The organism is Alloactinosynnema sp. L-07 (assembly GCF_900070365.1).
In the GTDB taxonomy this organism is placed as follows: Bacteria; Actinomycetota; Actinomycetes; order Mycobacteriales; family Pseudonocardiaceae; genus Actinokineospora.
Map to the genome: position 1 here is coordinate 5,313,270 of NZ_LN850107.1, position 12,358 is coordinate 5,325,627.

At 70.4% G+C, this 12,358-nt stretch carries 15 protein-coding genes and 1 pseudogene; 7 read left to right on the forward strand and 9 right to left on the reverse strand.

From position 1 onward, the window contains the following. The first annotated feature begins 47 nt into the window (after positions 1–47). Positions 48–767, forward strand: coding sequence for a DUF4328 domain-containing protein (locus tag BN1701_RS23885; RefSeq protein ID WP_054052400.1), 720 nt, complete (start codon positions 48–50; stop codon positions 765–767). Here the strand turns inward: BN1701_RS23885 and BN1701_RS23890 are convergent. Genes BN1701_RS23890 through BN1701_RS23900 form a run of 3 tightly spaced genes read right to left on the reverse strand, consistent with a single transcriptional unit; the run spans position 764 to position 3,703 of the window. Continuing rightward, positions 764–1,450, reverse strand: a complete 687-nt coding sequence (locus BN1701_RS23890) for a demethylmenaquinone methyltransferase (protein ID WP_054052401.1) — start codon at positions 1,448–1,450, stop codon at positions 764–766. The genes BN1701_RS23885 and BN1701_RS23890 overlap by 4 nt on opposite strands. A gap of 22 nt (positions 1,451–1,472) precedes the next feature. Continuing rightward, the gene (locus tag BN1701_RS23895) at positions 1,473–2,582 is read right to left on the reverse strand and encodes a glycosyltransferase (RefSeq protein ID WP_054052403.1); all 1,110 of its coding nucleotides are present in this window, start codon (positions 2,580–2,582) and stop codon (positions 1,473–1,475) included. Then, positions 2,582–3,703, reverse strand: coding sequence for a glycosyltransferase family 1 protein (locus BN1701_RS23900; RefSeq protein ID WP_054052405.1), 1,122 nt, complete (start codon positions 3,701–3,703; stop codon positions 2,582–2,584). The genes BN1701_RS23895 and BN1701_RS23900 overlap by 1 nt, the downstream gene beginning before the upstream one ends. A 177-nt stretch (positions 3,704–3,880) precedes the next feature. On the opposite strand from BN1701_RS23900, the gene BN1701_RS23905 reads away from it, so the two are divergent. The 5 genes and pseudogenes from BN1701_RS23905 (at position 3,881) to BN1701_RS35965 (ending at position 6,733) form a co-directional block, all read left to right on the forward strand. Beyond that, on the forward strand, positions 3,881–4,714 hold the full coding sequence (locus BN1701_RS23905; protein ID WP_054052407.1) for an inositol monophosphatase: 834 nt from the start codon (positions 3,881–3,883) through the stop codon (positions 4,712–4,714). Positions 4,715–4,790: 76 nt separating this feature from the next. Further along, complete coding sequence (locus BN1701_RS23910; protein WP_054052409.1) at positions 4,791–5,135, forward strand: hypothetical protein; 345 nt, start codon at positions 4,791–4,793, stop codon at positions 5,133–5,135. A 252-nt stretch (positions 5,136–5,387) separates the two neighbouring features. Next, positions 5,388–5,486: pseudogene (locus BN1701_RS38315) on the forward strand (hypothetical protein); the annotation flags it as partial. 24 nt (positions 5,487–5,510) lie between these two features. After that, positions 5,511–5,882 carry a helix-turn-helix domain-containing protein gene (locus tag BN1701_RS37535; RefSeq protein ID WP_231949588.1) on the forward strand — a complete coding sequence of 124 codons (372 nt, stop codon included), beginning with the start codon at positions 5,511–5,513 and terminating at the stop codon, positions 5,880–5,882. After that, positions 5,879–6,733: an IS3 family transposase gene (locus tag BN1701_RS35965; RefSeq protein WP_054048734.1), complete on the forward strand. Its 855-nt coding sequence runs from the start codon at positions 5,879–5,881 to the stop codon at positions 6,731–6,733. The genes BN1701_RS37535 and BN1701_RS35965 overlap by 4 nt, the downstream gene beginning before the upstream one ends. Positions 6,734–6,839: 106 nt before the next feature. Here the strand turns inward: BN1701_RS35965 and paaE are convergent, their stop codons facing one another. Genes paaE through BN1701_RS23950 form a run of 6 tightly spaced genes read right to left on the reverse strand, consistent with a single transcriptional unit; the run spans position 6,840 to position 11,056 of the window. Continuing rightward, a complete protein-coding gene (gene paaE / locus BN1701_RS23925) occupies positions 6,840–7,904 on the reverse strand; it encodes a 1,2-phenylacetyl-CoA epoxidase subunit PaaE (protein WP_082860411.1) in 1,065 nt (354 codons plus the stop codon). Between the two features lie 11 nt (positions 7,905–7,915). Beyond that, positions 7,916–8,419 carry a 1,2-phenylacetyl-CoA epoxidase subunit PaaD gene (gene paaD, locus BN1701_RS23930; RefSeq protein WP_054056082.1) on the reverse strand — a complete coding sequence of 168 codons (504 nt, stop codon included), beginning with the start codon at positions 8,417–8,419 and terminating at the stop codon, positions 7,916–7,918. Between the two features lie 56 nt (positions 8,420–8,475). Then, positions 8,476–9,354: a 1,2-phenylacetyl-CoA epoxidase subunit PaaC gene (gene paaC / locus BN1701_RS23935; protein WP_054052412.1), complete on the reverse strand. Its 879-nt coding sequence runs from the start codon at positions 9,352–9,354 to the stop codon at positions 8,476–8,478. Continuing rightward, positions 9,351–9,638, reverse strand: coding sequence for a 1,2-phenylacetyl-CoA epoxidase subunit PaaB (gene paaB / locus BN1701_RS23940; protein WP_054052414.1), 288 nt, complete (start codon positions 9,636–9,638; stop codon positions 9,351–9,353). Before paaB ends, paaC begins: the two co-directional genes overlap by 4 nt. Beyond that, positions 9,635–10,558 carry a 1,2-phenylacetyl-CoA epoxidase subunit PaaA gene (paaA, locus tag BN1701_RS23945; protein WP_054052416.1) on the reverse strand — a complete coding sequence of 308 codons (924 nt, stop codon included), beginning with the start codon at positions 10,556–10,558 and terminating at the stop codon, positions 9,635–9,637. Before paaA ends, paaB begins: the two co-directional genes overlap by 4 nt. Before the next feature lie 42 nt (positions 10,559–10,600). Then, entirely contained in the window at positions 10,601–11,056 is a 456-nt protein-coding gene (locus BN1701_RS23950) for a DUF3592 domain-containing protein (RefSeq protein ID WP_067520866.1), read from the reverse strand. A 146-nt stretch (positions 11,057–11,202) separates the two neighbouring features. On the opposite strand from BN1701_RS23950, the gene BN1701_RS23955 reads away from it, so the two are divergent. Then, entirely contained in the window at positions 11,203–12,336 is a 1,134-nt protein-coding gene (locus tag BN1701_RS23955; protein ID WP_369800600.1) for an alpha/beta hydrolase family protein, read from the forward strand. Positions 12,337–12,358 lie beyond the last annotated feature (22 nt).

Genomic DNA, 12,358 nt, shown 5'->3' on the forward strand with positions numbered 1-12,358 from the left:
TCAGCCGAACCAGCGATCACCGGGTGAGCCAAGGAGGCCCACGAGCGATGACCGATCCCGACGACGACACCCCCGCCTACGGCATCGCCAGAGTGCTGCCCGACGAGCGGCCGCTCATCCGGCCCGCGCGAGCCGCGCGGTTCGTCGCCTCGTTGTTGATCCTGATCACCGCGGCCGTCGCCGGGTTGGCGTTCTGGCAGGCGTGGCGCTCGTATTTCCTGGTCCGTGACGCCCTGTCGGCGATTCCGACGGTCACCGCGGAGCAGCTCGACACCGCTGAGCGCAACGCCGAATACCTGTCATGGGGATGGTTGGCGGGGTTGACGCTGTCCGGGATCGCGTTCATCGCGTGGCTGTGGCGGGCCCGGGTGAACTCGGCGCGGATGTGTGACGCGCCGCAGCGGTTGCGGATTCGGTGGGCGGTGTTCGGGTGGTTCGTGCCGGTGGCGAACCTGTGGTGGCCGCAGATGGTGGTGGGTGACGTGTGGCGGGCCAGCAGGCCGGACGTGCCCGCCCGCGGCGCCGACCTGCGGGACGTGCCGCCGAGCAAGACGGTCAGTGTGTGGTGGGGTCTGTTCCTCGCGATGAACGCCGTCGACCTCTACGCGGTGAACTTCCTCGCCGACGAGAGCACCGAGAAGGCGTTCGAGCAGGTGCTCATCGCCAACGCGGTGAGCGGTGGGCTGGCGGGCCTGGCGGCCGTGTTCGCGCTGGCGATCATGTGGCGGATCGATCGCTGGCAGACGAACCAGGTCGCGGTCCGCTAATTCTTTACCGCTCGGTGGAGGGCCACGACGCCGAAGGTGAGGTTGAGCCACTCGACCTCGCCCCAGCCCGCGGCGGCGATCATCTCGGCGACGGTGCGCTGGTCGTGCCAGTCGCGCATCGACTCGGCCAGGTAGCGGTAGGCCTCGGCGTTCGACGAGAACGGCCGGGTCACCAAGGGCAGGCCGCGCAGCACCGTGTTGTGGTACAGCCAGCGCAGCGGGCGCCACGGTGGCTGGGCGACCTCGCAGATCACCAGGCGGCCGCCCGGCCTGGTCACCCGGGCCATCTCCTTGAGCGCGGCCACCGTGTCGTTCATGTTGCGCAGGCCGAAGGACACGGTCACCGCGTCGAACGAGCCGGTGGCGAACGGCAGGTGAAAGGCGTCGGCGGCGACCTTGGGCACCGGGCGCCGCTTGCCGCCGCGCAGCATCTCCTGGGAGAAGTCGGCGGCGACGCACCACGCGCCGGAGCGGGCGTACTCGACGGTGGACACCGCGGTCCCGGCGGCGAGGTCGAGGACCTTCTCCCCCGGCACCGCGTCGAGGACCCTGCGGGTCTGTTCGCGCCATCGCCGGTCGAAGCCGAGGGTCATGACCGAGTTGGTCCGGTCATATCCCTTGGCGACCCCGTCGAACATCTCGGCGATGTCGTGCGGATCCTTGTCCAAACCGGCGCGAGCCATGGCCGAAGCGTACGAGAACCCCTCAGTTGAGGCTCAGCGCGGTCAGCATTCCCCGCACCGACGTCGGCCAGTCGAACTGCTCGGCCCGCGCCCGCGCCGCCGCGCGCCGGTCGCGCTCGGGGACCGACAGCAGTCCCTCGACCGCGCCCGCGAAGGCCGGGGCGTGGTCGGACACCGCGGCGCCGCAGTCCGGCTGGACCAGTTCGCCCAGCGCGGAGGACTGGGAGACCACGACCGGCGTGCCGGAGGCCAGCGCCTCCAGCGCCGCCAGCCCGAATGTCTCATGTGGACCGGGGGCCAGCGACACGTCGGCGGTGGCCAGCAGGCTGGCCACGTCGGAGCGGTCGGCGACGAAGCCGAGGAAGGTCACCGGCAGCCCCACCGCCCGCCGCCGCAGCGCGGACATGCGGGGGCCGTCGCCCGCGACGACCAGCCGGACCCGGTGGCCCGCGCCGTGCAGTTCGGCGAGCGCGTCGACGCTACGTTCGACGTGCTTCTCCGGCGAGAGCCGACCGCAGTGCACCAGCAGCGCCTCCGCGCCCTGGGCCAGCGTCGAGCGCAGCGCGCCGTCGTGTCGGGTCGGGGCGAAGGTGGCCAAGTCGACCCCCAACGGCACCCGGAGCACGTTGGCCGCGCCGATGCGGTCGAACTCGCCGCGCGCGAACGCCGTGGTGCACACCACCGTGTCGTAGGAGGCGGCCATCCGGCGGTTGGCGAAGTCGGCGAAGCGGCGAGCCACCGGCGCGGGCAGCAGGAACTGCTCCAGCAGCCGGTCGAGCCGCTCGTGGGAGATCACCACGCTCGGCACGCCGTTGCTCCACGCCCACGCGCCCATCCCGCGCAGGGTGAGCCGGTCGGAGACCTCCAGCCGGTCTGGCCGCAGGTGTGGCATCAGGGCCTTCACCCGCACCGGGTCGACGGCGCGGTAGCCGCCGGTGCCGGGGATGCAGGGCGCGGGCAGGGTGATCCGCCGGACCCCGGAGGGCAACAGTTCGTCGTCGCGCGCACGGCCGGGGACCACAAGGGTGACCTCGTGCCCGGCGGCGACGTACCCCGCGCCCAGGTGGTGCAGCGCGGTGCGCAGCCCGCCTGAGCGCGGTCCGTAGAAGTTGGCGAGTTGGACGATGCGCACTAAGCCGCCTTGGGCCGCCGCCGTCTTCCTAGCGCGACCTCGTCGTAGTGTCCGAGCAGTTCCTCGCAGACCGCACCCCAGGTGCGGCCTTGCACGTCCGCTCGCGCGGCCGCGCCCATCCGGCGACGCAGCAGCGCGTCGGCCATCCGCTCGACGGTCGGGCGAAGTTCTACCCCGAAGCGGTTCGGGTCGAGCAGGAACCCCGTGCGACCGTGATCGACAAGGTCGCGCGGACCGCCCGCGTCGGGGGCTAGCACCGGCAGCCCGGAGGCCATCGCCTCCTGGACGGTCTGGCAGAAGGTCTCGTGCGGGCCGGTGTGGACGAACACGTCGAGGCTGGCGTAGGCCGCGGCCAGCTCGGCACCGCCGCGGAAGCCGAGGAACGCCGCGGTGGGCATCTTCTCGCGCAGGCTCGCCAGGTCAGGACCGTCGCCGACCACGACGACCCGCACGCCGGGCAGGTCGTTGAGCACCGCGAGGTGCTGCACCTGCTTCTCCGGCGCGAGCCTGCCGACATAGCCGACCAGCAGCTCACCGTTGGGCGCCAACTCGGCGCGCAGGGCGCGGTCGACGTGCTCGGGGGCGAACCGCCGGGTGTCGACGCCGCGGCCCCAGCGGTGCACGCGGGGGATGCCGTGCTCGGTCAGGTCGCGCACAGACGCGCTGGACGGCGCCAGGGTGCGGTCGGAGTTGGCGTGGATGCGGCGGATCCACCGCCACGCCGCCCGCGAGCCCCGGCTCAGGCCGTAGGACGCGGCGAACCCGGCCACGTCGGTCTGGTAGACCGCCACGGTCGGCACGCCGAGGCGTCTGGCCGCCCAGAGTCCGCCCGCGCCCAAGACGAACGGGGAGGCGAGGTGGACCACGTCCGGGTCGAACTCGGCCAGGTCCGTCAGGATCTTCGGCGTCGGCACCCCGATCGGCAGGGAGGTGATGACCGGTAGGTCCACCGCTCTGACCCTGCGCACACTCGCGTGCAGGTAGTGGTCCGGCCCGGCGCCGGGCGCGACGACCATCGCCTGGTGGCCACGCTGGTGGAGGTGCTCGACTACCCGCAGGACGGAGTTGGTGACACCGTTGACCTGCGGCAAAAAGCTCTCGGTCACGATCGCTACGCGCACGGGTGGAAACGTCGCACCCGGCCTTTACCCTGAAGTAGTAGGTCGTGTGACCGTCTGGCGAACTACACCGGAACAAGAGGGGGGTACCGCCGAGGCGACCAACCTTGGTCTCATCCTCGTCAAGAGGACATCTCGGCGTCGTGTCGCGGACACCCGGGGTGGTCACTCTAGGTTGGCATGACGCTCTTGTCCTCTCGTCCCCGCAAGCCGGTCAATCCCGGCTTGCTGTCCCGAGCCCTTGAGGTGGCGGGACGCCTCGCGAACGACGCCACGGATGTCATCACCGCGACAGCCGGACGTGGGGCGAGGCCCGGGGTGAAGGACTCGCCGTTCGACTGGGTGACCGACACCGACCGCACCCTGGAACGCCACACCCGCCGGGTGCTGACCGCCGAGTTCCCCGGCATCCCCGTGATCGGCGAGGAGTTCGGCGCCGACGTCGGCGCCGACGAGGCCGAGTACCGATGGGTGGTCGACCCGGTCGACGGGACGGCCAACTACGTCGCCGGGGTCCCCTGGTGCGCCTACAGCCTGGCCTTGGTCGACGCCGAGGGCCCGGTCGTCGGAGTCGTGGCCGACCCCTACCGCGGCCAGATCTACGCCGCGGCGCGCGGCCGGGGCGCGCGGGCGAACGGGGTGCGGGTGTCGCTGACCGACCGGACTTCCACGGCGGGGGCGATCGTCTGCACGGAGTTGGCCCGCAACGGTCCGTGGCCCGGGATGGGCGGCTTCATCGAACGGGCGGCGCTGGCGCACGCGGGGGTCCGGGTGCTGGGTTCGGCGGCGCTGGCGATCGCCCAGGTGGCACTGGGCCACGCGGCGGCGGCGGTGCTGCACAGCTACCACGAGTGGGACGTGGCGGGCTCGGTCGCGCTGGCCATCGAGTCGGGGGCGGCGGTGCTGGACCGGCATGGGGAGGATGACCCGCTCCCGGTGGACGGCCTGCTGGTGGCGGCTCCGGGGGTGGCCGACCAGGTCCTCGGCTGGTGGCAGGAGACGGCGATCGGCTGAGGTAACAGCCGCGCTGTGGACGTCGACGGCGAGCCCATGGAGCAAGTCGGACCCACCCTGAACGAGGCTCGGGGGCTTGTCGAGTTCGAGAACGACCCCCGCGCCGTTCCGCAGGCGCCAGGAGTTCGAGCGCCAAGAGCACGTGACGGTCTACTCGGCGGGCGGTCTCGGCGGCTTGGCGATCTTCGCCCTGGTCTGTGCGGCCTGGCTGGGCCGGGCGTACATTGGGTTCAGCATCGCGAGGCAGGACGTGGACCGGTATGTCGACGAGCACGCCCGCGGCTGGGGCGATCTATTCCCAGCCAAGGCGACCAGGCCTGCCGAGCTGAAAGCGCCGGATCGGCCGCGTTCGTTCTTCCTCGCGGCGACGGTGCTGTTGGCTGCTGACGCGGTCGTTCTCGGGGTCGCGGCATGGCTCTAGGCGGTGCCGATTTGCGCGTGATCGACAGAACGGCCTGCTTGGGGTGGGGCGCCTGTTTGGGTGATTCGCCTTGATTTGGGGCCCCTCGAATGGGCCTGCGCGGGTCTAAAAGGTGGGCCAGGTGAAGCCCACCCGCGCCGAAAGTTTAGGCCCATTCACCCCAAATCAAGGCGAACCACCCAAACAGGCCGTTTGAACTGCTCCCCGGAAGTTGGACTGGTAATCCAGTTCCGTCTTCCGGGGAGCGGTTTGGTGTATCCAGGTAGTTCGTTGTCGGAGCGGCAGCGGGAGGCTGCTGTCGCGTTGTTCGAGGCCGGGTATGGCAGAGGCGCGGTCGCGACCCGGCTGGGTGTGTCCCCGGACGCGGTGGGACGCTTGCATGATCGTTGGAGGCTGCGAGGCGCGGGGGCGCTGGTGATGGTGCCGGGCAAGCGGTCGTTCACGTTCGAGTTCAAGCTCGATGTGGTGCGGCGGTTCGTCAGCGGTGAGGCGACCGCGATCGAGCTCGCGCGCGAGCATGACCTGTCCTCGCCCAAGCTGGTCGAGAACTGGGTGCGGCTGTATCGGCGTGAGGGCGCCGAAGCGTTGCGGCCCAAGCCGAAAGGGCGGCCGCCCGCCGGTGACACGCGATCGCCCGCGCCGGCGCCAAGCGAGCTGGAGCGGTTGCGGCGGGAGAACCTGCGGCTGTCCGCGGAGGTGGCCTACCTAAAAAAATTGCGGGCCTTGAGGGAGCAGGGGCGAGGGTGAAAACCCAGGTCATCGCCACTCTCAAGGCCGACTATCCGCTGCCGGTGCTGCTGGAGGTCGCCGGTGTGGCCCGGTCGACGTTCTTCTACCAGCAGGCCCGGCTGTCGCGCCCCGATCCGCACGCGGGTCTCAAGGCCGCGATCACCGAGGCGTTCGAGCAGGCTCGTGGCCGATACGGGCATCGGCGGATTCACCTCGTGCTGGCCCGCCAGGGCCGGCGGGTGGCCAAGAAGACCGTGCTCAAGCTGATGAACACCCTGGGCCTGGTCTGCAAGGTGCGGCGGCCGCGGCGGTATCGGTCCTGGCTCGGGCAGGCAGGCACGGTCGCCGAGAACGTGCTGAACCGCCAGTTCAGCGCCCAGGCCCCCGACACGAAGTGGGTCACCGACGTCACCGAGTTCCGCATCGCGGACCGCAAGATCTACCTGTCACCGGTGATCGACCTGTTCGACCGATCCGTCATCGCCTACACCCACGGCCCGTCCCCGTCGCTGGAACTGACGAACTCCTCGCTGCGCGAGGCCATCGCCACCCTGAACGCCGGGGCCACACCGCTGGTGCACTCCGACCAGGGCTTCCAGTACCAACACGCCTCCTGGCGCGCGCTGCTGGCCGACGCGGGTCTGCCGCAGTCGATGTCCCGGCGAGCCAACTGCCTGGACAACTCACTCGCCGAGAACTTCTTCGGCCACCTCAAGGAGGAAATGTTCAACCATGACACGTTCGGCACCGTCGAGGAGTTCACCACAGCCCTGGACGAGTACCTCGACTGGTACAACAACACCCGCATCTCCACCACGCTGAAGGGCCTGAGCCCGGTCGAATACCGAGCCCAGGCCCTCGCGCCCTAACCTTTACTTACGCAGTCCAACTTCCGGGGAGCGGTTCAGTTTCTGTTGGGCCCCTTGCGTTCCGTGCGGGCTTGGGCGGGCCTGGCCGTCCCCGGATGGTGGCGGGCTAGGCGTCGAAGTCGACCGTGACGGTTTCGGTGACCGGGAGACCCTGGCAGGTCAGGACGAAGCCCGCGTCGAGTTCGTGCTGTTCCAGCGCGTAGTTGCGGCGCATCTCGACCGTGCCGGTGACGACCTTGGCCCGGCACGTGCCGCACACCCCGCCCTTGCAAGCGAACGGGAGATCCGCGCGGACCCGCTGGGCCGCGTCGAGGATGGGGGTGTCGTAAGGCAGGGGCAGGGTGGTCTCGCGGCCGTCCAGGACGATCGTGACCGCCGCGGTCGGCCCGCCGGTCAGCCGGTCCTCGGCTCGCTTGGGCTCCGGCGGCGGTTCGTCCACATAGAACAGTTCGCGGTGGATCCGGTCGGCGCCGACGCCTCGCTCCTTGAGGACCTGGAAAGCGTCCTGGACCAGTCCGAACGGGCCGCACAGCCACCAGTGGTCGACGTCCTGCGCGGGCACGACCCGGTCGCACAGAGCGGCGAACCGCTCGGCGTCGATTCTGCCGGAGAACAGTTCCACGTCGCCGGGTTCGCGGGAGAGCACGTGCACCAGCTGCAGCCGGGTCTGGTAGCGGTCTTTGAGGTCCGACAGTTCCTCGGCGAACATCACCGTGTCCGACCGCCGGTTGCCATAGACCAGCGTGACCCGGCTGTCCGGGTCGGCCAGCACAGTGCCCACAATGGACAGTACGGGCGTGATGCCGGACCCCGCCGCGACGAACGCGTGGTGGCCGGACACCGCCAGGTCGGGGGTGAAGTTCCCCAGCGGGGCAAGGACTTCCAGCACGTCGCCCGGTGCCAGCGAGTCGACCAGTTGGCTGGAGAACAGCCCGCCCTCGACCCGGCGTACCCCGATCCGCGGGGCCGCGCCGACCGGGGCGCAGATCGAGTACGAGCGCCGTTCCTCGTGTCCGTCGACGGTCTGGCGCAGGGTCAGGTACTGCCCGGCGCGGAAGGCGAACTCGTCGGCCAGTTCGGCGGGCACGTCGAGGGTGACCGCGACGGCGTCGTCACAGAGTCGGTCGACCCGCGCCACGGGCAGCGCGTGGAAGGTCGACCGGCGGGTCATGGCGGCCGTCACTAGATCTCCTTGACTTGTTCGAACGGTTCGCGGCAGTCCTCGCAGCGGCGCAGCGCCTTGCACGCGGTGGAGCCGAACCGGGACAGCTCGGTCGTGCGCGCGGAGCCGCAGCGCGGGCACGCCACCCGGCGCGCGGGCGGAGCCAGGTTGAGCGGGATCGGGCCGACGGCGCGGGGGCCGAGGCGCTGGGGCGGGGCGATGCCGTGGTCGGCGAGCTTGCGCAGGCCGTCCTCGCTGATCCAGTCGGTGGTCCACGCCGGGTGCAGCGCGGTGCGGATCTCGACCTTGGCGTAGCCCGCCTCGGTGAGCTTGGTGTGCAGGTCGGCCCGCATCTCGTCGAGGGCGGGGCAGCCCGAATAGGTGGGCGTGATGGTCACGACCACCCGGTCGTCGTCCTGGCGGACCTCGCGCAGCACGCCGAGGTCGGCCAGGGTCAGCACCGGGAGCTCGGGATCGAGCACCGATTCGGCGACCTGCTGCGCGAGGTTGGCGCGCCCTCGCAGGCTCCGGGCCACCGCTCGCGGGCGCACTGTGTCAATGGGCTCGCTCGCAAGCTCGCTCACCAGACCGCTCCCGGCAACGCCCGCGCGACCTGCTGCATCTCGGCCAGCAGCGGACCCAGTTCCTCGGTGTGCACGCCGTCGCGACCAGTCCCCGGCCACCGCGAGACCTCCGGTCGGACCAAGTCAGCGGCGCCGAGGACGATGTCCAGGATGCTGTCCACTTCGGACCGGAGCTGGGCCGGGTCGACCGCGACACCGGCCTCGACCAGCCGTGATTCGATCGGGTGCGGAGTGAACAGCTCATCGAGCAGCGGCCACACCTTGGCCAGGCCTGCGACCATCCGCTCGCGCGAGTAGTCCGTACCGCCCGCCAGCCGCAGGACCCACTGGGCGGCGTGGTCGCGGTGGTAGGCGACCTCCTTGACGCCCTTGGCGGCGACCGCGGCGATCACCGGGTCGGCCGAGCCGGTCAGCGCGTCGAGCAGGGCCAGCCGCCAGGTCGCGAAGACCAGCAGGCGCGCGATCGTGGTGGCGAAGTCGCCGCCGGGGCCGGGGCCGCAGTCGATCTCGGCGAGCCGGACGTTGCGGAACTCGGTTTCGTCGCGCAGGTAGGCCAGGGTGTCCTCGTCGGTGCCCTGGATCTCGCCCGCGCGGGACAGCAGCATGCGGGCTTGGCCGAGCAGATCAAGCGCGATGTTGGCCAGCGCGACGTCCTCCTCCAGCTCCGGCGCGCGTGCACACCACTCGGCGAGTCGCTGGGCGTAGACGAGTGCGTCATCGCCGAGCATCAGGCAGTAGGTGGCGAGGTCGGCGTGGTCGACGTCCGGGATCTCCCGGTTGACCCCGGCCAAGGCGTCAGCGAAGCCGGTACCGAAGGCCCAGTGCTTCTCCTCGCCGCCTTCGATCAGCGACTCGTATGCGTTATCGAAACTCATAGGTGCGGCACATCCTGCGGAATGTCATAGAACGTCGGGTGCCGGTAGACCTTGTCGCCGGCGGGCGCGAAGAACGGGTCCTTCTCGTCCGGGCTCGACGCGGTGATCGCGTCCGCACGGACCACCCAGATGCTCACGCCCTCGTTGCGCCGGGTGTAGAGGTCGCGGGCGTTGCGCACGGCCATCTCGTCGTCGGGCGCGTGCAGCGACCCGACGTGGACGTGGTTGAGCCCGCGCTTGCCGCGCACGAAGACCTCGTAGAGCGGCCACGAAGACCTGGTCATGCCACCTGCTCCTTCTTCGCGGCGTACGCGGCCGCGGCCTCGCGGACCCACGCGCCGTCCTCGTGGGCCTTGCGCCGGTTCTCGACGCGCTCGGCGTTGCACGGGCCATCGCCCTTGACGACCCGCCAGAACTCGTCCCAGTCGATCTCGCCGAAGTCGTGGTGGCCGCGGTCGGCGTTCCAGGCGATCTTCGGATCGGGGAAGGTGACGCCGAGCTTCTCGGCCTGCGGCACCGACATGTCGACGAACCGCTGGCGCAGCTCGTCGTTGGTGTGCCGCTTGATCCGCCAGACCATCGACTGCTCGGTGTTGGACGACTCGGCGTCCGACGGCCCGAACATCATCAGCGCGGGCCACCACCAGCGGTCGACGGCGTCCTGGACCATGGCCTTCTGCGCGTCGGTGCCGCGCATCATGGTCATCAGCAGCTCATAGCCCTGACGCTGGTGGAACGACTCTTCCTTGCAGACCCTGATCATGGCGCGCGCGTACGGGCCGTACGACGTACGGCACAGCGGCACCTGGTTGCAGATCGCGGCGCCGTCGACCAGCCAGCCGATGACGCCGACGTCGGCGAAGGTCAGGGTGGGGTAGTTGAAGATCGAGGAGTACTTCTGCTTGCCCTCGATGAGCTTGGTGGTGAGGTCCTCGCGGTCGGCGCCGAGGGTCTCGGTGGCGGCGTAGAGGTAGAGGCCGTGTCCAGCCTCGTCCTGCACCTTGGCCAGCAGGATCGCCTTGCGCCGCAGGCTGGGCGCGCGGCTGATCCAGTTGCCCTCCGGCTGCATCCCGATGATCTCGGAGTGCGCGTGCTGGGCGATCTGGCGAATCAGCGTGCGGCGGTAGCCGTCGGGCATCCAGTCGCGCGGCTCGATCCGATGGTCGGCCGCGACGACGCGTTCGAACTCGCGTTCCAGGTCCACCCGATAGATGTTACACCTGGACGCCGAATTTGCAGAGAGGTGTTACACCGCGATCCTGCGCGGTCGCAGCTTGCGCAGGTGCAGAGGGCCGGGCTTGCGCAGCCACCAGACCAGCGCGGACACCACCGCCCAGACCGCGAGCAGGGTGGTCACGACGGGCAGGATGGTGAGGGTGGCGCCCCGGCCCGCGACGCGCACGAGGTCGGGGTTGCGGGTGTCGTACTCGACCCGGACGACCTGGCCTTCTTCGAGCTGATCCGGGTAGAGCACCCCGACGCTGGGCAGGTGCTCGCCGCCGTCGGGAGTGTGGAAGCGAACCAGGGTGCGACCGGCGGTGACGCTGACGACGTCGGCGTCGGCCCGCCCGGTGTGGCCCTCGATGGCCGCGTCCTCGGTGCCTGCGGCGATCATCAGCAGGACCCCGAGCAGGGTCACCGTCACCGCCACCCCGAGTAGCACGATCGCGGCGATCCGGCGGGCCCGCAGGGTCAGGTTCACCCGTCGAGGGTAAACCACCTCCTGCGACCTCAGGAGGATCTTCGGCTCAGCCCGAAGGCTGACGCGCCCGGCGCCCACGCGCCGAGAGCATTGCGGCAGTCGACCGGGAGGCGAATCGAATGTCCACAATGCACAGACTGGCGGTCGTGACCGCGGTCGCGGCCACGCTGGTCACCGCGGTACCAGCCCAGGCCCAGACCGGCGTGCGGATCACCATGCCCGCACTGACCGGCCCTTATCCGGTCGGCGCGACCGAACTCCACTTGGTCGACCCCGCGCGCGCCGACCCGTGGAAACCCGACCGGCGGCGCGAGGTGATGGTCAGCGTCAGCTACCCGACCGAGCGTCCGGGCGGCAGGCGCGCGCCCTGGATGACTCCCGGCATCGCGGGCGTGGTCGACATGATCGCCGCCAGCCCCGACTTCCTCGGTGTCGCACCCGGCTCGGTCGACTGGAAGGCGACGCGGCGACAGGCGCGGGAGGGCGTCGAGACACGGCCCGGCCGGTGGCCCATGGTGCTGTTCTCCCACGGCTTCGGCTCCCTGCGCGAAATGCACGCGGGCCTGGCCGACGACCTGGCCAGCCGCGGGTACGTCGTGGTGTCGATGTCACACACCTACGAGTCGGCGGCCGTAGAGTTCCCCGGCGGACGGATCGAATTCGCCGTCGCCGACCAGGGCGACCTCGCCGACAAGAAGACCGCGATCGACGCCAGGGTCGCCGACACCCGGTTCGTGCTCACCGAACTGGGCGAGCGCGGGGTCGACCTGTCCAGAGTCGGGATGGTCGGGCACTCCTACGGCGGCTACACGGCGGGCGAGACGATGGTCCACGACAGCCGCATCGACGCCGGGGTGAACCTGGACGGGACGATGGGCTACGGCCCGGGTTTGCCGGGCAAGGTCGTTCAGGGCTTGGACCGGCCGTTCCTGCTGGTGGGCGCCGACTTCGTGGGCGACAGGGAGCACTCACACGTGGACCCGACCGATCCGACCTGGGTGGACTTCTGGCCGAGCCAGCGCGGGTGGAAGCGGGACCTGCACCTCGACGACAGCACGCACTACAGCTTCACCGACCTGCAGTTCGCTGTCCCTCAACTCGATGACCTCATCGAGCAGGCTCGGCGGGACCTACTGGTCGGAACGATCAACCCGGCGGCGTCGCTGGCAGTTCAGCACGACTACCTGGCCGCGTATTTCGACCTGCACCTCAAGGGCCGCGACCGGGGCCTGTTCGACGGTGATTCGCCCTGCCACCCGCAGGCCCGCTTCATCGAGTGACTGTTCCGCCTCCCCGAACCTC

Bases quoted from the DNA above. Each gene is read 5' to 3' on its own strand.
- BN1701_RS23885 (WP_054052400.1), top strand. From the start codon at position 48: ATGACCGATCCCGACGACGACACCCCCGCCTACGGCATCGCCAGAGTG.
- BN1701_RS23890 (WP_054052401.1), bottom strand. From the start codon at position 1,450: ATGGCTCGCGCCGGTTTGGACAAGGATCCGCACGACATCGCCGAGATG.
- BN1701_RS23905 (WP_054052407.1), top strand. From the start codon at position 3,881: ATGACGCTCTTGTCCTCTCGTCCCCGCAAGCCGGTCAATCCCGGCTTG.
- paaE (WP_082860411.1), bottom strand. From the start codon at position 7,904: ATGACCCGCCGGTCGACCTTCCACGCGCTGCCCGTGGCGCGGGTCGAC.
- paaC (WP_054052412.1), bottom strand. From the start codon at position 9,354: ATGAGTTTCGATAACGCATACGAGTCGCTGATCGAAGGCGGCGAGGAG.
- paaB (WP_054052414.1), bottom strand. From the start codon at position 9,638: ATGACCAGGTCTTCGTGGCCGCTCTACGAGGTCTTCGTGCGCGGCAAG.